At 74.2% G+C, this 16,326-nt stretch carries 16 protein-coding genes; 4 read left to right on the plus strand and 12 right to left on the minus strand.

The window, feature by feature from the left end; translation table 11 throughout:
- Window positions 1–24: 24 nt before the first annotated feature.
- The 7 genes from FB00_RS16415 to FB00_RS16445 all read right to left on the minus strand — a co-directional run bounded on the left by FB00_RS16415 (window position 25) and on the right by FB00_RS16445 (window position 5,205).
- Complete coding sequence (locus FB00_RS16415; protein ID WP_047233985.1) at window positions 25–765, minus strand: SseB family protein; 741 nt, start codon at window positions 763–765, stop codon at window positions 25–27.
- Window positions 762–1,493 carry a bifunctional 1-(5-phosphoribosyl)-5-((5-phosphoribosylamino)methylideneamino)imidazole-4-carboxamide isomerase/phosphoribosylanthranilate isomerase PriA gene (gene priA / locus FB00_RS16420; protein ID WP_082141424.1) on the minus strand — a complete coding sequence of 244 codons (732 nt, stop codon included), beginning with the start codon at window positions 1,491–1,493 and terminating at the stop codon, window positions 762–764. The genes FB00_RS16415 and priA overlap by 4 nt, the downstream gene beginning before the upstream one ends.
- A gap of 94 nt (window positions 1,494–1,587) precedes the next feature.
- On the minus strand, window positions 1,588–2,265 hold the full coding sequence (hisH, locus tag FB00_RS16425; protein WP_047233987.1) for an imidazole glycerol phosphate synthase subunit HisH: 678 nt from the start codon (window positions 2,263–2,265) through the stop codon (window positions 1,588–1,590).
- A complete protein-coding gene (locus tag FB00_RS16430; RefSeq protein WP_047233988.1) occupies window positions 2,262–2,774 on the minus strand; it encodes a hypothetical protein in 513 nt (170 codons plus the stop codon). The genes hisH and FB00_RS16430 overlap by 4 nt, the downstream gene beginning before the upstream one ends.
- Window positions 2,771–3,370: an imidazoleglycerol-phosphate dehydratase HisB gene (gene hisB, locus FB00_RS16435; protein ID WP_047233989.1), complete on the minus strand. Its 600-nt coding sequence runs from the start codon at window positions 3,368–3,370 to the stop codon at window positions 2,771–2,773. The genes FB00_RS16430 and hisB overlap by 4 nt, the downstream gene beginning before the upstream one ends.
- Window positions 3,367–4,530 carry a histidinol-phosphate transaminase gene (locus FB00_RS16440; RefSeq protein WP_047233990.1) on the minus strand — a complete coding sequence of 388 codons (1,164 nt, stop codon included), beginning with the start codon at window positions 4,528–4,530 and terminating at the stop codon, window positions 3,367–3,369. The genes hisB and FB00_RS16440 overlap by 4 nt, the downstream gene beginning before the upstream one ends.
- Window positions 4,531–4,632: 102 nt before the next feature.
- Window positions 4,633–5,205 carry a Rieske (2Fe-2S) protein gene (locus FB00_RS16445; protein WP_082141421.1) on the minus strand — a complete coding sequence of 191 codons (573 nt, stop codon included), beginning with the start codon at window positions 5,203–5,205 and terminating at the stop codon, window positions 4,633–4,635.
- Between the two features lie 148 nt (window positions 5,206–5,353).
- Between FB00_RS16445 and FB00_RS16450 the strand changes: the two genes are divergently transcribed.
- The 3 genes from FB00_RS16450 to FB00_RS16460 all read left to right on the plus strand — a co-directional run bounded on the left by FB00_RS16450 (window position 5,354) and on the right by FB00_RS16460 (window position 9,527).
- A complete protein-coding gene (locus tag FB00_RS16450) occupies window positions 5,354–5,785 on the plus strand; it encodes a hypothetical protein (protein ID WP_047233991.1) in 432 nt (143 codons plus the stop codon).
- 117 nt (window positions 5,786–5,902) lie between these two features.
- Window positions 5,903–6,934 (plus strand): alcohol dehydrogenase AdhP, encoded by a 1,032-nt coding sequence (gene adhP, locus FB00_RS16455; RefSeq protein WP_197088836.1) that lies wholly within the window; start codon window positions 5,903–5,905, stop codon window positions 6,932–6,934.
- 343 nt (window positions 6,935–7,277) lie between these two features.
- Window positions 7,278–9,527 carry a RecQ family ATP-dependent DNA helicase gene (locus FB00_RS16460; RefSeq protein ID WP_047234017.1) on the plus strand — a complete coding sequence of 750 codons (2,250 nt, stop codon included), beginning with the start codon at window positions 7,278–7,280 and terminating at the stop codon, window positions 9,525–9,527.
- A 16-nt stretch (window positions 9,528–9,543) separates the two neighbouring features.
- On the opposite strand, the gene FB00_RS16465 is transcribed toward FB00_RS16460, so the two are convergent.
- Window positions 9,544–9,993: a GNAT family N-acetyltransferase gene (locus FB00_RS16465; RefSeq protein WP_047234018.1), complete on the minus strand. Its 450-nt coding sequence runs from the start codon at window positions 9,991–9,993 to the stop codon at window positions 9,544–9,546.
- 26 nt (window positions 9,994–10,019) lie between these two features.
- Window positions 10,020–11,345, minus strand: a complete 1,326-nt coding sequence (gene hisD, locus FB00_RS16470; protein ID WP_047233992.1) for a histidinol dehydrogenase — start codon at window positions 11,343–11,345, stop codon at window positions 10,020–10,022.
- Window positions 11,346–11,464: 119 nt separating this feature from the next.
- On the opposite strand from hisD, the gene FB00_RS16475 reads away from it, so the two are divergent.
- Window positions 11,465–11,701, plus strand: a complete 237-nt coding sequence (locus tag FB00_RS16475) for an RNA-binding S4 domain-containing protein (RefSeq protein ID WP_047234019.1) — start codon at window positions 11,465–11,467, stop codon at window positions 11,699–11,701.
- 8 nt (window positions 11,702–11,709) lie between these two features.
- On the opposite strand, the gene FB00_RS16480 is transcribed toward FB00_RS16475, so the two are convergent.
- The 3 genes from FB00_RS16480 to dnaE form a co-directional block, all read right to left on the minus strand.
- Entirely contained in the window at window positions 11,710–12,114 is a 405-nt protein-coding gene (locus FB00_RS16480) for a pyridoxamine 5'-phosphate oxidase family protein (RefSeq protein WP_172820013.1), read from the minus strand.
- An 85-nt stretch (window positions 12,115–12,199) separates the two neighbouring features.
- The gene (locus FB00_RS16485) at window positions 12,200–12,715 is read right to left on the minus strand and encodes an NUDIX domain-containing protein (protein WP_047233994.1); all 516 of its coding nucleotides are present in this window, start codon (window positions 12,713–12,715) and stop codon (window positions 12,200–12,202) included.
- A 4-nt stretch (window positions 12,716–12,719) separates the two neighbouring features.
- A complete protein-coding gene (dnaE, locus tag FB00_RS16490; RefSeq protein ID WP_047233995.1) occupies window positions 12,720–16,256 on the minus strand; it encodes a DNA polymerase III subunit alpha in 3,537 nt (1,178 codons plus the stop codon).
- Window positions 16,257–16,326: the final 70 nt, after the last annotated feature.

Consider the following 16,326-nt stretch of genomic DNA (forward strand, 5'->3'; position numbering starts at 1 on the left):
CGACCCGGCACGCGACGGGACTGGTCAGTCGGCGCGACCGACCCGCAGCTCGAGCCCGTCGACCCGCTCCGACACGACGGCGTCCGTCGCGAGCGCGGCGTTGACCTGACCGAGCACGGCGTCGAGCCCCGCCCTGTCGAGCCCCGCGTCGATGCGCAGCACGACGGCGACCTCGGCGCGCCGTCCCGGCTCCGCCCACGCCCGCGCGACGTGCGGGATCCCGGCGAGGGCGCCCTGGACCGCGGTGACCACCTCGGGGACGACGGTCCCGTCGACGACCGCGGGCGACCAGTCCTTGCCCTGGGCGAGCGCCCACACGGCCGGGCGCGGCACGAGCGCCGTCACCGGTCCGCCCGGGTCGACGACGAGCAGCGACCAGTCCTCGCTGACGGCGGACAGCGCCGCCCGCCGGGCGTCCACGGGGACGGGCCGCGCGCTCGCGCGCCACGCCGCCATCGCCGCGACGGACGTGAACACCGGGAGCGCGCGACGCCCGTCCGGTGCCTCGATCGCGACGACCCCGGCCGAGGCCTCCTTGTCGACCGTGTGCCCGTGCTCGCCCTCTCCCGCGCTCTCGAGCTCGGCGAGGATCGGCACGAGGACGCGCGTGTCAGCGAGCCGCGCGACGACGTCGGCGAGCGACGCCGATCCCCCGGCGTACGCGTCGAGCAGCGCGGCCAGCGCCGGGTCGGCCGACCCGTCGTCGCCCGCGAACCCGGACGACGGCGGGAGCGCCTTCCCCGGGGAGTCCGGACCCACCGTCACGGCCGGCCCGCGACGTCGAGCGCCTGGGGCAGCGTGAACGCGCCCGCGTAGAGCGCCTTGCCCACGATCGCGCCCTCGACGCCCGCCGGGACGAGCGAGCGCAGCGCCTCGAGGTCGGCGAGGCTCGAGATGCCGCCCGACGCGACGACGGGTGCGTCCGTGCGCGCGGCGACGTCGCGCAGGAGGTCGAGGTTCGGCCCGCGCAGCGTGCCGTCCTTGGTCACGTCCGTGACGACGTAGCGCGCGCACCCGGCGGCCTCGAGGCGGTCGAGGACCTCCCACAGGTCGCCGCCCTCCTGCGTCCACCCGCGCGCGGCGAGCGTGGTGCCGCGCACGTCGAGGCCGACCGCGATCGCGTCGCCGTGCTCCGCGATGACCTTCGCCGTCCACTCGGGGTTCTCGAGCGCCGCGGTGCCGAGGTTGACGCGGCGCGCACCGGTGGCGAGCGCGCGCTCGAGCGACGCGTCGTCGCGGATCCCGCCGGAGAGCTCGACCTGGACGTCGAGACGCGCGACGACGTCGGCGAGCAGCTCCGCGTTGGAGCCGCGTCCGAACGCGGCGTCGAGGTCCACGAGGTGGATCCACTCCGCACCGCCCGACTGCCAGTCGAGCGCGGCGGCGAGCGGGTCGCCGTACGAGGTCTCGGAGCCGGCCTCGCCCTGGACGAGGCGGACGGCCTGGCCGTCGGCGACGTCGACGGCGGGCAGCAGCACGAGGCGGTCGGTCACGGGGTTCTCCATCGGTGTCGGTGCTCGGGGCAGGAGGCGCGTCGCTGCGCGCCCGGTGGGGCGCCCGGGCGGTGTGCGCCCGGTGCGCGGGAGGTCAGAGCGAGCGGACCCAGTTCTCGAGCAGGGTCGCGCCCGCGTCGCCGGACTTCTCGGGGTGGAACTGCGTGGCGGAGAGCGGCCCGTTCTCCACGGCCGCGACGAACCGGCCGCCGTGGTCGGACCACGTGACGAGCGGACGCCGGATCGGCGAGTCCGCGGGCAGGTCCTGACCCGTCGTGAACGACCGGGCCGCGTAGGAGTGGACGAAGTAGAAGCGCTCGTCCTCGACGCCGCGGAACAGGACGCTGCCCTCGGGGGCGTCGACCGTGTCCCAGCCCATGTGCGGCACGACGTCCGCCTCGAGCCGGTCGACGAGGCCGGCCCACTCCCCCAGCCCGTCGGTCAGGGTCCCGTGCTCGTCGCCCTGCTCGAACATGACCTGCATGCCCACGCAGATGCCGAGCACGGGCCGACCGCCGGCGAGGCGGCGGCCGACGAGCTCGTCGCCGCGGACGCCGCGCAGGCCTGCCATGACCGCCGCGAACGCGCCGACGCCCGGGACGACGAGGCCGTCCGCGTCCTGGGCGCGCGCGCGGTCGGCGGTGAGCTCGACGTCCGCACCGACGCGCTCGAGCGCGCGCACGGCCGAGCGGACGTTGCCGAACCCGTAGTCGAGCACGACGACGGACGGGCGCCGCACGCCCGACGTCTCGCGGGTCGCCGGCTCGGTCATGCGCCGTCCTTCCGTGCGCGCCGCGCCGCCGACGTGAGCAGGCGCATCGCCTTCCAGCGGGAGATCGACGAGCTCGCGACGACGCCGTCCTGGTCGGCGACCGTCGTCGTGCCGGTGAGCAGGTCCTCGAGCGCCTCCGGCGCGCCGCCGAGCACGAGGCCCGGGGCGAGCTGGTCGCCCACGGCGCCGTCGGCCCAGCGCGTCATGGTGAGCTGCTCGCCGCTGCGCACGACGAGCACGAGCGGGACGCCCTTGACCAGGGTGGTCAGCGCGGCGGCGGCGTGCGCGGGGGCGTCACCGGCCGTGTCGCGCAGGACCGCGACGGCGCCCACGTCGGTCGGCACGACGTCCGCCTCGACCTGCGCGAGCGAGCACGCGGCGGCGAGCGGCTCGGCCCCGGCGATCTGCGTGATGAGCGCGACGAGGTCGGGCCGCGCCGGGCCGGTCAGGGACGAGAGGTCGTCCGGGATCTCGACGCCGTCGAGCGAGCCGTCGTCGTGCGTGCTCACAGGGCCCCCTTCGTGGACGGGACGCCCTCGACGCGCGGGTCGGGAGCCACCGCGGCGCGCAGAGCTCGGGCGAGCGCCTTGAACTGCGCCTCGACGATGTGGTGCGGGTCGCGACCCGCGAGGACGCGCACGTGGATGCAGATGCCCGCGTGGTGCGCGATCGACTCGAGCACGTGGCGTGTCAGGGAGCCCGTGAAGTGCCCGCCGATGAGGTGGTACTCCTGGCCCTCCGGCTCGCCCGAGTGCACGAGGTAGGGGCGCCCGGACACGTCGACGACCGCGAGCGCGAGCGCCTCGTCGAGCGGGACCGTCGCGTCGCCGAAGCGCCCGATGCCCGCCTTGTCGCCGAGCGCGACGCGCAGCGCCTCGCCGATCGTGATCGCGACGTCCTCGACCGTGTGGTGCGCGTCGATGTGCGTGTCGCCCGTCGCGACGACCTTGAGGTCGATGAGCGAGTGCTTGCCCAGCGCCGTGAGCATGTGGTCGTAGAACGGGACGGTCGTCGAGATCTCCGTCCGTCCCGTGCCGTCGAGGTCGAGCTCGACGAGCACGCTCGACTCGGACGTCGCGCGCTCGATGCGCGCGGTGCGCTTCACAGTCCTGCCACCTCCACGAGGGCCTGTCGGAAGGCCCGCATCTCCTCGCCGGTGCCGATCGACACCCGCAGCCAGCCGTCGGGACCAGTCTCCCGGATGAGCACGCCCCGCTCCAACATCGCCGACCAGACCGCGTGCCGGTCCTCGAACGTGCCGAACAGGACGAAGTTGGCGTCCGAGTCGGCGACGTCCAGCGGGCGGCCGTCCGGGTGCCGGAGCGAGCGCAGCCACGCGACGGTCTCGTCGCGACGCTCGCGCAGCTCCGAGACCTGCGCGAGCAGCTCTCCGGAGTGCGCGAGGGCCGCGCGCGCGACCGCCTGGGTCACGGCCGACAGGTGGTACGGGAGCCGGACGACGCGCAGCGCGTCGACGAGCTCTCGCGACGCCGCGAGATAGCCCACCCGGGCGCCCGCGAGCGCGAACGCCTTGGACATCGTGCGCGTCACCGCGAGGTTCGGGTACCGGTCGAGCAGCTCGAGCGCCGACGGCGTCCCGGTGCGGCGGAACTCGCCGTACGCCTCGTCGACGACGACGACGGCCGGCGCCTCCTGCCCGTCGGGCAGCGGGACGCGCACCGCGAGCGCCGCCTCGCAGACCGCCTCGACGGTCGCGGCGGGCAGCGCGGTGCCGGTCGGGTTGTTGGGGCTCGCGAGCAGGACGACGGAGGGCTGCTCGTGCGCGACCACCTCGCGCGCGTGCTCGGGGTCGAGCGTGAAGTCCTCGGCGCGGCGCCCGACGACCCACGCGGTGTGGGTGTCGCGCGCGTACTCCGGGTACATCGAGTACGTCGGGGCGAAGGAGACGGCGGTGCGTCCCGGGCCGCCGAACGCCTGGAGCACGTGGAGCATGATCTCGTTCGACCCGTTGGCGGCCCAGAGCTGGTCCGCCTCCAGCGCGACGCCCGACTCCGTGCCGAGGTACGCCGCGAGGTCGGCGCGCAGCCCGAGGAAGTCGCGGTCGGGGTAGCGGTTGAGGCCCGCGGCGGCGTCGTGCACCGCCTGCGTGATCGTCGCGACGACGGCCTCGCTCGGCGCGTGCGGGTTCTCGTTGACGTTGAGCAGGACCGGGACGTCGAGCTGCGGCGCGCCGTACGGCTCGACGCCGGCGAGCTCGGGGCGCAGCGGGAGCAAGGGCCGTCCCGCGACGGAGGGTGGGGTCACCCGGACAGTCTACGAACCGCACGCGCACCGACGTCCGTGACGTCCGGCACGCGGGCAGCGGCTCCTGCCGCCGCACTCGGACCGTGCGGGCCGGCCGCCGCGTCAGGCCGAGGTGACCTCGCCGCCGTCGACCGTCACGGGCACCTCGGGCAGGGGCGACGGCGCGGGCCCGCCGAGCACGGCGCCGGTCGCGAGGTCGTAGCGGGAGGCGTGGCACGGGCAGAGGAGCTCTCCGTCCCCGGGCGCGACCGTGCACCCCTGGTGGGTGCAGATCGCGCTGAAGGCCGCGAACGTCCCCTCCGCGGGCTGCGTGACCAGCAGCGGGGCGCCGTCCACGGTGACCGCGAGCGCCCCGCCGACCGGGACGTCGTCGACGCTCGCGAGCGCCTGCCCGGGACCGACGTCGGGCCCGCCGGCCCCGGAGCCCTCGCCGCCGCTCGTCCCGCCGTCCTGCGTCCCCGAGGGACCACCGCCACCGCACGCCGCGAGCAGCGCGAGCGCCGCGCCCGCTCCCGACCCGGCGAGGACGACCCGTCGCGTCGGCGTCGCTCCGCGCGGGACGTGCAGGACCGGGCCGGGCCGCCGGGTACGCGCGGCATCGGCGGTGGCGCCGAGGACGTCGTCGCGCGTGGCGATCGCGTCGCCCGGGGGGACGGCGGGGTGCGGTGCGTCCATGTCCGGCCTCCTTGCGCGGTGCGTGGACGGGCGTGCCCTCGGCCCACCCTGGCCGTCCGGCGCGCGAGACGTCGCCGTCGGCGGTTCCATTGAAGCACCGGGGTGCGGGGGCACGCCCCCCGACCGCACCCGAGCGGAGGAGACGCCGATGTCCGTGACCGCGGGGCCGCCGGCACCACCCGTGCGCGAGGGTCGAGCACTCGGTGCGTGGGTCCTGCGCGGGCTGACCGCCGCGGGCCTCCTGCTCTCCGCCGACGTGCACCTGGTCCTGTTCGTCGAGGGGTACCGCGACATCGACGTCGTCGGCCCGCTCTTCGCGCTCAACGCGGTCGCGGGGCTCGTCCTCGGCCTCCTCGTCCTCGTGTGGCGGCACTGGCTGCCGCTGCTCGGCGCGGTCGGCTTCGGGGCGCTGACCCTCGCCGCGTTCTACCTCTCGACGACCGTCGGCTTCTTCGGCGTGAACGAGACCGTCGGCGGGACGCAGCAGGTCCTCGCCGCGGTGAGCGAGTGCGTCGTCGTGGTCGCCGGGACGCTCGCCCTCGTCGTGGAGAGGCGAAGGTCACGAGCTGCACGGTCGTGAGTCGTTCGTCGCGCCGTCCGCCGCGACGCCCGGCCCCCGCGCGCGTAGCGTCGAGGACGAGGCAGGACCGCCGGCACGGTCCGGCCGCCACTCTCCCCGAGAACCGAGGTGATCGCCATGCCCACCATGCGTGCCGCCGTCGTCCGCTCGTTCACCGAGCCCCTGGTCGTCGACGAGATCGAGGTCCCGTCGCCGGGGGCCCACGAGGCCCTGGTCAAGGTCGACTACACCGGCGTGTGCCACACGGACCTGCACGCCGCCCACGGCGACTGGCCGGTCAAGCCCGCGCCCCCGTTCGTGCCCGGCCACGAGGGCGTCGGCACGGTGGTCGCGGTCGGCGACCAGGTGACGCGCGTCCAGGTCGGCGACACGGTCGGCAACGCGTGGCTGTGGAGCGCGTGCGGCGAGTGCGAGTACTGCGAGACAGGCTGGGAGACCCTGTGCCCGCACCAGAAGAACGGCGGCTACTCGGTCGACGGTTCGTTCGGCCAGTACATGCTCGTCGACTCGCGCTACTGCCCGGTCGTCCCGGACGGGGTCGACCTCTCCGCCGTCGGACCGATCCTGTGCGCCGGCGTCACCGTCTACAAGGGGCTCAAGGTCACGGACACGCAGCCCGGCGAGTGGGTGCTGGTCTCCGGGATCGGCGGCCTCGGGCACATCGCGGTGCAGTACGCGGTCGCGATGGGCCGCCGCGTCGCCGCGGTGGACGTCGACGACGAGAAGCTCGCGCTCGCGCGCAAGCACGGCGCGGAGGTCACGGTCAACGCGGCCACGTCACCCGACGCCGCGGCCGAGATCCAGGAGCAGACGGGCGGCGGAGTCCACGGCGCGCTCGTCACCGCCGTCAACGCGCACGCGTTCCCCCAGGCCGTGGGCGCGCTGCGCCGCGGTGGCACGGTCTCGCTCGTCGGGCTCCCGCCGGAGAAGTTCCCGCTCGACATCTTCACGACCGTGCTCTTCGGGCTGACCGTGCGCGGGTCGATCGTCGGGACGCGCAAGGACATGGCGGAGGCGCTCGACTTCTTCGCCCGCGGGAAGATCAGCCCGACGTACACGGTGCGCCCGCTCGCCGACATCAACGCGATCTTCTCCGAGATGGAGGAGGGCCGGATCGACGGGCGTGTGGTCATGGACATGCGCTCCTGACGCCCTGCGCCCTCGTCTCTCGCGGCCCGCGACCCCGTCCCCGAGGTTCGCGGGCCGTGGCCTGTGCACGACGACCCGAGGGTCGGCGGGTGCGCCTACGATCGTGCGGGTGAGCCCCACCGACCCGTACGCCGACCTGCCCTTCGACCCGGCCGACGCGCCGCCGCTCGACGAGCCTGCCGACCCGTTCGGCGACCCGTGGGCCGGGGCCGCGCCGTCGGGGCCCGCGCCGGAGACGGAGCAGCCCGCGGTCGCCGGGCCGCGCGCAGCGGCCCCGGTCGACGGAGGTGCCCTCGCCGCGGCGCCCGACGGCGGGGAGGCCGCCAAGCGGGCCAAGCTCGCGATGCTGCGCGGCCTGCTCGACGGGCAGTCGTTGCGCGAGGACGCCGAGACCGCGCTGCGCGCGCTCGTCGGGCGCGACGACGCGGTGCTGCGCGAGGACCAGTGGCGCGCGATCGAGGCGCTCGTGGCGTTCCGGCGCCGCGCGCTCGTCGTGCAGCGCACCGGGTGGGGCAAGTCCGCGGTGTACTTCGTGGCCACGCGTCTGCTGCGCGACCGCGGCGCCGGGCCGACCGTCATCGTCTCCCCGCTGCTCGCGCTCATGCGCGACCAGATCTCGGCCGCGGCCCGGGCGGGCATCAAGGCCGTGACCATCAACTCGGCCAACGTCACGGAGTGGGACGACGTCCACCGGGCGATCGCGGCCGGCGAGGTCGACGTGCTGCTCTGCTCGCCAGAGCGCCTGAACAACCCGGGCTTCCGCGACGAGGTGCTCCCCCGGCTCGCGGCCGACGCGGGACTCGTCGTCATCGACGAGGCGCACTGCATCTCGGACTGGGGCCACGACTTCCGTCCCGACTACCGGCGCATCCGCACGCTGCTCGCCGACCTGCCGCCCGGCATCCCCGTGCTCGCGACGACCGCGACGGCGAACGCGCGCGTGACCGCGGACGTCGCCGAGCAGCTCGGCGTGACCGCGGCGCACGCCGCCGGCGGCACCGCCGGCGACGCCGGCCACGAGGACGTGCTCGTCCTGCGCGGCGGGCTCGACCGCGAGTCGCTCCACCTCGCCGTCCTGCGCCTGCCCGACCAGCCCACGCGCGTCGCCTGGCTCGTCGAGGCGCTCCAGGACGTCGACGGCTCGGGCATCGTCTACTGCCTCACCGTCTCCGCGGCCGAGCAGGTCGCGAGCCAGCTCCGCGCCGCCGGCCTCGCCGTCGCGTCGTACACGGGCCAGACCGACCCGGCCGAGCGCGAGCGGCTCGAGGAGGACCTCAAGGAGAACCGCGTCAAGGCGCTGGTGGCGACCTCGGCGCTCGGGATGGGCTTCGACAAGCCCGACCTCGCGTTCGTCGTGCACCTCGGCGCACCGAGCTCCCCCATCGCCTACTACCAGCAGGTCGGGCGCGCGGGCCGCGGCGTCGACTCCGCCGTCGTCGTGCTGCTGCCCGGCGAGGAGGACCGGCGCATCTGGGAGTGGTTCGCGTCGACCGCGTTCCCGCCGCAGGCGCAGGTCCGCACGACGCTCGACGCGCTGGGTGCGGGCGGCACGCAGTCCGTCGCGCAGCTCGAGACGCAGGTCGACCTCAAGCGGTCGCGCCTCGAGGGCATGCTCAAGGTGCTCGACGTCGACGGCGCCGTCCGGCGCGTCAAGGGCGGCTGGGAGGCCACCGGCGAGCCGTGGACGTACGACGCGGAGCGCTACGAGCGCGTCGACGCGACGCGCACGGCCGAGCAGCAGGCGATGCTCGACTACGAGGCCACGGACGGGTGCCGCATGGTGTTCCTGCGTGCCGCGCTCGACGACCCGGAGCTCGAGGACGGGTGGCGGTGCGGGCGCTGCGACACGTGCGGCGGGGTGACGCTGCCGGCGCTGCCCGACGCCGAGGCCGTCGCCGCCGCGCGCGCGGACATGGACCGGCCCGGGGTCGAGGTGGTCGCGCGCCGCCAGTGGCCGAGCGGCATGGACCGCCTGGGGCTCGAGCTGCGCGGTCGTCTCGGCGCCGACGAGCTCGCGGAGACCGGGCGTGCCGTCGCGCGGCTCGACGGGCTCGGCTGGTCCGCCCCGCTGCGCGAGCTCTTCGCCCCCGCGACGCCCGACGGCGACACACCCGTCGCGCTCCGGCGCGCGGCAGCACGGGTGCTCGACGAGTGGCCGGAGCTGTACGAGGCCGGCGCGCAGAGCGAGCCCGCGACGGACGCCGGCGACGACGGCACGGCGAGCGCGCCGGAGCGGCGGTTGCTCGTCGACGGCGTCGTCGCGGTGCGTTCCGCGACCCGCCCGCGCCTCACCTTCCACCTCGCGAACGGGCTCTCGAGCTACCTCGGCAAGCCCCTGATCGGCGCCGTCGGTCCCGTCCCGGGACGCGAGGAGCCAGGCCGGCACGACGTGAACTCCGCGACGCGCCTCGCGGGCGTCGCCGGCCGCCTGCAGCTCGAGCTGTCGGACGCCGCCCGGGCCGGGCTGGCCGGACGGCGCGTGCTCCTCGTCGACGACTACACCGAGTCGGGCTGGACGCTCACGGTCGCGGCGCGCCTGCTGCGCCAGGCGGGCGCGGCGGCCGTGCACCCGTTCGTCCTCGGCGTGCGCTGAGGCGGCGGGAGCCGGGTCACCACCGCAGACGCAGCTCCGTGTAGGTCGTGTCGACGAAGCCCAGCGCGCGGTACAGCGACTCGCCGTCGGCCGTGGCGTGCAGGGAGACCGAGTCGGCGCCGCTCGCGCGCGCCCAGTCGAGGGCCGCGACGACGCACGCGCGCGCGAAGCCCTGCCCCCGCGCGCCGGGCACCGTGCAGACGTTCGACAGGTGCGCCGTCGTGCCGTGCGGGTTCCGCGCGGACGGCACCGACCGGTGCAGCTCCACGAGCGCGCACGCCTCGACCCGGCCCGGTCCGCCGACGACGAAGGCCACGACGTCGTCCGAGCCGAGCATCCGGGCGAACCACTCCCTGGCCCGGTGCTGCCAGACCCCGTCCTCCGCATCCGCCTCCCCCATCGCGCGCATGAGGTGGACGCGCAGGGCGACGAGGTCGTCGGCGTCGCGCGGGACCGCACGCCGCACCGGCGCACGGTCTCCGCGCGCGCCCGTCACAGGAACCGCGCCCGCACCGCCTCGCCGTGAGCCGGGAGGTCCTCGTCGTTCGCGACGGCGACGATCCGGTCCGCCAGCTCCTCCAGGGCGTCACGGTCGTACTCGATGACCTGGACCGCCTTGACGTAGCTGTGCACCCCGAGACCGCTCGAGAAGTGCGCGCAGCCGCCGGTCGGGAGCACGTGGTTCGAGCCGGCCATGTAGTCGCCGAGCGAGACGGGCGACCACGGGCCGACGAAGATGGCGCCCGCGCTCGTGACGCGCTCGGCGAGCGCCGCGGCGCCGTCCGCCTGGATCTCGAGGTGCTCCGCGCCGTAGGCGTCGACCACCTGGAGACCCTGCTCGAGGTCGTCCACGAGCACGATCGCGGACTGCGGACCGGCGAGGGACTGCGCGACGCGCGCGGCGTGCTTCGTGGCCGTCACGAGGTCCGCGAGGCGGGCCTCGACCGCGGCGGCGAGCTCGACGGACGGCGTGACGAGGACGGCCGCCGCGAGCGGGTCGTGCTCGGCCTGGCTGATGAGGTCGGCCGCCACGTGACCCGGGTCGGCGGTACCGTCCGCGAGGATCGCGATCTCCGTCGGCCCGGCCTCGGCGTCGATCCCGACGACGCCGCGGACGAGCCGCTTCGCGGCAGCGACGTAGACGTTCCCCGGTCCGGTCACGACGTCGACCGGCTCGCAGAGCACGTCCCCGTCCTGCGGCTCGCTGCCCGCCGCGCCGTACGCGAACATCGCCACGGCCTGAGCGCCACCCACCGCGTAGACCTCGTCGACCCCGAGCAGCGCGCACGCCGCGAGGATCGTCGGGTGCGGCAGGCCGCCGTTCTCCTTCTGGGGCGGCGACGCGACCGCGAGGCTGCGGACGCCGGCCTCCTGGGCCGCGACGACGTTCATCACCACGGACGACGGGTAGACCGCGAGCCCGCCGGGCGCGTAGAGCCCCACGCGGCGCACCGGCACCCAGCGCTGGCGGACCTGCGCACCGGGCCCGATCTCGACCGTGAAGTCCTGCGGGCGCTGGGCGGCGTGCACGAGCCGGACCCGACGGATCGCCTCCTCCAAGCCCGCGCGGACGTCCGGGTCGAGCCGCGCGAGGGCGTCGGCGAGCGCGTCGCCGGGGACGCGCAGGTGCTCGGGCCGCACGCCGTCGAACCGCTCGGCGTACTCGCGCAGCGCGTCCGCGCCGCGCGCGCGGACCGCCTCGACGATCGGGGCGACCCGATGCGCCGCGTCCTCGACGCCGAGCTCTGCGCGCGGCAGGGTCTCGACGAGCTCGCGGGCGGACAGGGAACGTCCTCGAAGATCGATGCGGGTGATCATGGGTCGAGTCTAGGAGCCCGCGCGACCCCGCGACGAGGCGTTTCGCCCACCGGTCGCGCCGCGCGGGCCGCGGCACGCCGCGTCGCGCCCACCCCGCGCGGGCGGGGAGAATGGGCGGCATGAACGCCCCTCACGACGCCCGCCCGGTCGAGATCTCCGACGACGTCATCCGCCTCGGGCAGTTCCTCAAGCTCGCCGGCCTCGCCGAGTCCGGCGCCGAGGCGCGCGAGCTCGTCACGGAGGGCGAGGTCCGCGTCAACGGCGAGGTCGACACGCGCCGTGGCCGCCAGCTGCACCGCGGCGACATCGTCTCGGTCGACCATCCCCAGGGGACCGAGAGCGCGACCGTCGCCTGAGCGGACCGTCAGGCCATGTAGGTCGAGGCCATGACCTTGTCCGGCGTGAGCCGGAGCACGACACGCTCGGGGTTCGGCGAGAGCGCCCGGTAGCGGCGGCCGTACCGCGCGACGGCGTCCGCGACCTCGTCCGCGTCCTCGACGACCTCGATCGTGCCCTCGAGAGTGATCCACCGGCCGCCCTCGACCTGGCACACCGCGGCCCGGGGTGCCCCGCCGTCCGCCCCCGGGAGGCGCGCGTTGCGGGCCTTGACCGAGGCACGGTTCGTCGTGATGCGCAGCACGCCCGCGTCCTGGTCCCACGTGAAGGCCACGGGGACGACGTGCGGCGTGCCGTCGGCGCGCAGCGTGGTGAGGGTCGCCAGGTGGCGCTCGGTGACGAAGACGAGCTGTTCGGGGTTGAGGCGCATCACGGCGTCGAGCCTACGGGTTCCGTCGCCGGGCGCGGCAGGCGCCCGGTCGCCGGACGCCCCGTGCGTGGGCGGCCGGTCGCCGGTGTCAGGCGTCGAACCCGAAGGTCATGATCGGCGGCACCGCGCCCGCACGCAGCGCCCGCAGGACGTGCAGCTCGTGCGGGACGACCGGGTCGGGCAGGTCGTCGAGCGTGAACCAGCGCAGGTCGGCCGCCTTGTCCCGCTCCTGGAGCACCGCGTCGCCGTCCCAGGCCTCGGCCGTGAAGAAGAAGTCGGCGCGCTGCTCGAGCGCCGGTCCTCCGGGCACACCGCGGTGCAGCACGGTGAGGGGCCGCAGGTCCGTCGGCGCGATCTCGAGGCCGAGCTCCTCGCGCGCCTCGCGCGCCGCGGCCGCCACGACCGACTCCCCCGGCTCGACGTGCCCGGCTGCGGCGGCCGCCCAGTACCCGTCCCGGTAGCCGGTGCCCTGCCGGAGCTGCAGCAGCACCTCGTCGCCCCGGCGCAGCAGGACGTACGCCGCGGGCACGACCCGGAACCGGTGCGACGCCGAGCCGTCGTCCCACGACGCGCGGGCGGCGCCGTCGACGGCCTCCTCCGTCATCGCGTCAGCCGACCAGGCAGGACGGTCCGAGCAGCGCCTTGAGGTCGCCGAACAGCGCCGGCGACTTCTCGACGCGCAGCCCGTCGCCCGCGCGGACGACGGTCGTCTTGCCGGGCTCGAGCACCTGGACGTGGACCTCCGCCGACCCGGGGTGGGTCGCGAGCACCTCCCGCAGGCGGAGGATGATCGGCTCGACGCAGCGCGTGTGCGACACCTTCACGGCGAGCGGCGACTCCGCGCCCACGGTGATGTCGGGCAGCGACACCTCCATGGCCTGGAGCTGCATCGTGTCGTCCCGACGGCGCACGCGTCCGCGCAGCACGACCACCTGGTCCTCGGCGAGGATCGTGGAGTAGGCGAGGTACGTCTCGCCGAAGAACATGACCTCCACGGCGCCCTCGAGGTCCTCGATGGTCACCGCCGCCCACGGGTTGCCGTTCTTGCTCATCTTGCGCTGGAGCGACGTCACCAGACCCGCGATCACGACCGTCGACCCGTCCGGGCGGCCCTCGTCCGCGAGCAGGTTCGCGATGCCCGTGTCGGCCGCACGCGTGAGCACGTGCTCGAGCCCCGAGAGCGGGTGGTCCGAGACGTACAGGCCGAGCATCTCGCGCTCGAACGCGAGCCGCTGCTTCTTGTCCCAGTCCGGGAGGTCGGGCACGTCGACGGAGAACGACATGCCGTCCTCGGCGTCGCCGCCGAAGTCGGCGAACAGGTCGAACTGCCCCTCGGCCTCCTTGCGCTTGACGCTGATGACCGAGTCGACGGCCTGCTCGTGCACGACGAGCAGCGCGCGCCGGGGATGACCGAGCGAGTCGAACGCGCCCGCCTTGATGAGCGACTCGATGGTGCGCTTGTTGCAGACGACCGCCGGCACCTTGTCGAGGAAGTCGGTGAACGACGTGAACGCGCCCTTCTCCTCGCGCGTCCGGATGATCGCGTCGACGACGTTCGTCCCGACGTTCCGCACGCCCGTGAGGCCGAAGCGGATGTCGTTGCCGACGGCCGTGAACTTCGCCGCCGAGTCGTTCACGTCGGGCGGGAGCACCGTGATGTGCATACGGCGGCACTCGTTGAGGTACAGGGCGAGCTTGTCCTTGTCGTCCCGCACGCTCTGCAGGAGCGCCGCCATGTATTCGGTCGGGTAGTTCGCCTTGAGGAACGCCGTCCAGTACGCGACGAGGCCGTACCCCGCCGAGTGCGCCTTGTTGAACGCGTAGCCCGCGAACGGGACCAGCGTGTCCCACACCGCCTGGATCGCGCCGTCGGAGTACCCGCGCTCGCGGCAGCCGGCCTGGAAGGGCACGAACTCCTTGTCGAGGATCTCCTTCTTCTTCTTGCCCATCGCGCGCCGCAGCAGGTCGGCCTGGCCGAGCGAGTACCCGGCGAGGATCTGCGCGGCGCGCTGCACCTGCTCCTGGTAGACGATGAGCCCGTACGTCTCGTCGAGGATCTCCGCGAGCGGCTGCTCGAGCTCCGGGTGGATCGGCTCGATCTTCTGGAGGCCGTTCTTGCGCAGCGCGTAGTTCGTGTGCGAGTTCATGCCCATGGGGCCCGGGCGGTACAGCGCGATGACGGCCGAGAGGTCGTCGAACTTGTCCGGCTTCATCTGGCGCAGCAGCGCGCGCATCGGCCCGCCGTCGAGCTGGAACACGCCCAGCGTGTCTCCGCGCGCCAGGAGGTCGTAGGACGCCTTGTCGTCGAGCGTGAGCGACTCGATCTCGATCGGGTCCTTGCCGTTCATCTCGATGTTCTCGAGCGCGTCGTCGAGGATCGTCAGGTTGCGCAGCCCGAGGAAGTCCATCTTGATGAGCCCGAGGCCCTCGGACGTCGGGTAGTCGAACTGCGTGATGACCGCGCCGTCCTGCGGGCGGCGCATGATCGGGATGATGTCGATGAGCGGGTCGCTCGACATGATGACGCCGGCGGCGTGCACGCCCCACTGCCGCTTCAGACCCTCGATGCCGCGCGCGAGCTCGACGACGCGCTGCGCCTCGGGGTCGGTGTCGTGGAGCTGGCGGAACTCCGCGGCCTCGGGGTAGCGCTCGTGCTTCGGGTCGAAGATCCCCGACAGCGGGATGTCCTTGCCCATGACGGCGGGCGGCATCGCCTTGGTGAGCTTCTCCCCCATGGCGAAGGGGAAGCCCAGAAGGCGCGCCGAGTCCTTGAGGGCCTGCTTGGCCTTGATCGTGCCGTAGGTGACGATCTGGGCGACGCGGTCGTCCCCGTACTTCTCCGTGACGTACCGGATGACCTCCCCACGCCGACGCTCGTCGAAGTCGACGTCGACGTCGGGCATCGACACGCGCTCGGGGTTGAGGAACCGCTCGAAGATCAGGCCGTGCTCGAGCGGGTCGAGCTCGGTGATCCCCATGAGGTAGGACGCCATCGACCCGGCCGCCGAGCCACGACCCGGCCCGACGCGGATGCCCTGCTCCTTGGCCCAGTTGATGAAGTCGGCGACCACGAGGAAGTACCCCGGGAAGCCCATCTGGATGATGACCTCGGTCTCGTACTGCGCCTGCTTGCGTGACGCGTCCGGGATCCCGTTCGGGTACCTGCGGTGCAGCCCGCGCTCGATCTCCTTGACGAACCAGCTCGTCTCGTCCTCGCCCTCCGGGACGGGGAACCGCGGCATGTAGTTCGCCTTCGTGTCGAACGACACCTCGCACTGCTCGGCGATGAGCAGCGTGTTGTCGCAGGCCTCGGGCAGCTCCGCGAACACGCGGCGCATCTCCGCCGCGGACTTCACGTAGTAGCCGGTCCCGTCGAACTTGAACCGGTCCGGGTCGTCGAGCGTCGAGCCGGAGTTGATCGCGAGCAGCGCCTCCTGGCTCGACGCGTCCTCCTCGCGCACGTAGTGCAGGTCGTTCGTCGCGACGAGCCGCGCGCCGATCGTCTCCGCGAGGCGCAGCAGGTCCTGCGTGACCCGGGTCTCGATGTCGAGACCGTGGTCCATGAGCTCGACGTAGAAGTTCTCACGTCCGAAGACGTCCTGCAGCTCGCCCGCCGTCCGGACCGCCTCGTCCCACTGGCCCAGCCGCAGGCGCGTCTGGATCTCCCCCGACGGGCAGCCGCTCGTCGCGATGAGGCCCTTGCCGTAGGTCTGGAGCAGGTCCCGGTCCATGCGGGGCCACTTGCCCATCTGCCCGTCCAGCGACGCCAGCGAGGACGCCCGGAACAGGTTGTGCAAGCCCTCGTTGTCCTTGGCGAGGAGCGTCATGTGCGTGTACGCACCGCGCGCCGAGACGTCGTCGGACTCCTGCCCCTGCTGGCCGAACCGCACGCGCGTCTGGTCGAACCGGCTCGTCCCCGGCGTGATGTACGCCTCGACACCGATGATCGGCTTGATGCCCTTCGCCTGCGCGCGCGACCAGAACTCGAACGCCCCGAACACGTACCCGTGGTCCGTCGTCGCGATCGCCTTCTGGCCCAGCCGCTCGACCTCGTCGAACAGGTCCCCGATCCGCGCCGCGCCGTCGAGCATCGAGTACTCGGTGTGGACGTGGAGGTGGACGAAGTCCTCTGTGGCGGTCGGCATGCACCGATCTTAGGCGTGCCCCACCGACACTCCGGCGAGGTCGCGCCGGGTCGTGCGGCACGTCACGCGG

This window comes from Cellulosimicrobium funkei (assembly GCF_001019615.1).
Classification (GTDB): domain Bacteria; phylum Actinomycetota; class Actinomycetes; order Actinomycetales; family Cellulomonadaceae; genus Cellulosimicrobium; species Cellulosimicrobium cellulans_E.

Coding starts and splice junctions, on each gene's coding strand:
- hisH (WP_047233987.1), bottom strand. CDS start 2,265: ATGACCGAGCCGGCGACCCGCGAGACGTCGGGCGTGCGGCGCCCGTCC.
- FB00_RS16445 (WP_082141421.1), bottom strand. CDS start 5,205: ATGGACGCACCGCACCCCGCCGTCCCCCCGGGCGACGCGATCGCCACG.
- FB00_RS16450 (WP_047233991.1), top strand. CDS start 5,354: ATGTCCGTGACCGCGGGGCCGCCGGCACCACCCGTGCGCGAGGGTCGA.
- adhP (WP_197088836.1), top strand. CDS start 5,903: ATGCCCACCATGCGTGCCGCCGTCGTCCGCTCGTTCACCGAGCCCCTG.
- FB00_RS16460 (WP_047234017.1), top strand. CDS start 7,278: ATGCTGCGCGGCCTGCTCGACGGGCAGTCGTTGCGCGAGGACGCCGAG.
- hisD (WP_047233992.1), bottom strand. CDS start 11,345: ATGATCACCCGCATCGATCTTCGAGGACGTTCCCTGTCCGCCCGCGAG.
- FB00_RS16475 (WP_047234019.1), top strand. CDS start 11,465: ATGAACGCCCCTCACGACGCCCGCCCGGTCGAGATCTCCGACGACGTC.
- FB00_RS16485 (WP_047233994.1), bottom strand. CDS start 12,715: ATGACGGAGGAGGCCGTCGACGGCGCCGCCCGCGCGTCGTGGGACGAC.
- dnaE (WP_047233995.1), bottom strand. CDS start 16,256: ATGCCGACCGCCACAGAGGACTTCGTCCACCTCCACGTCCACACCGAG.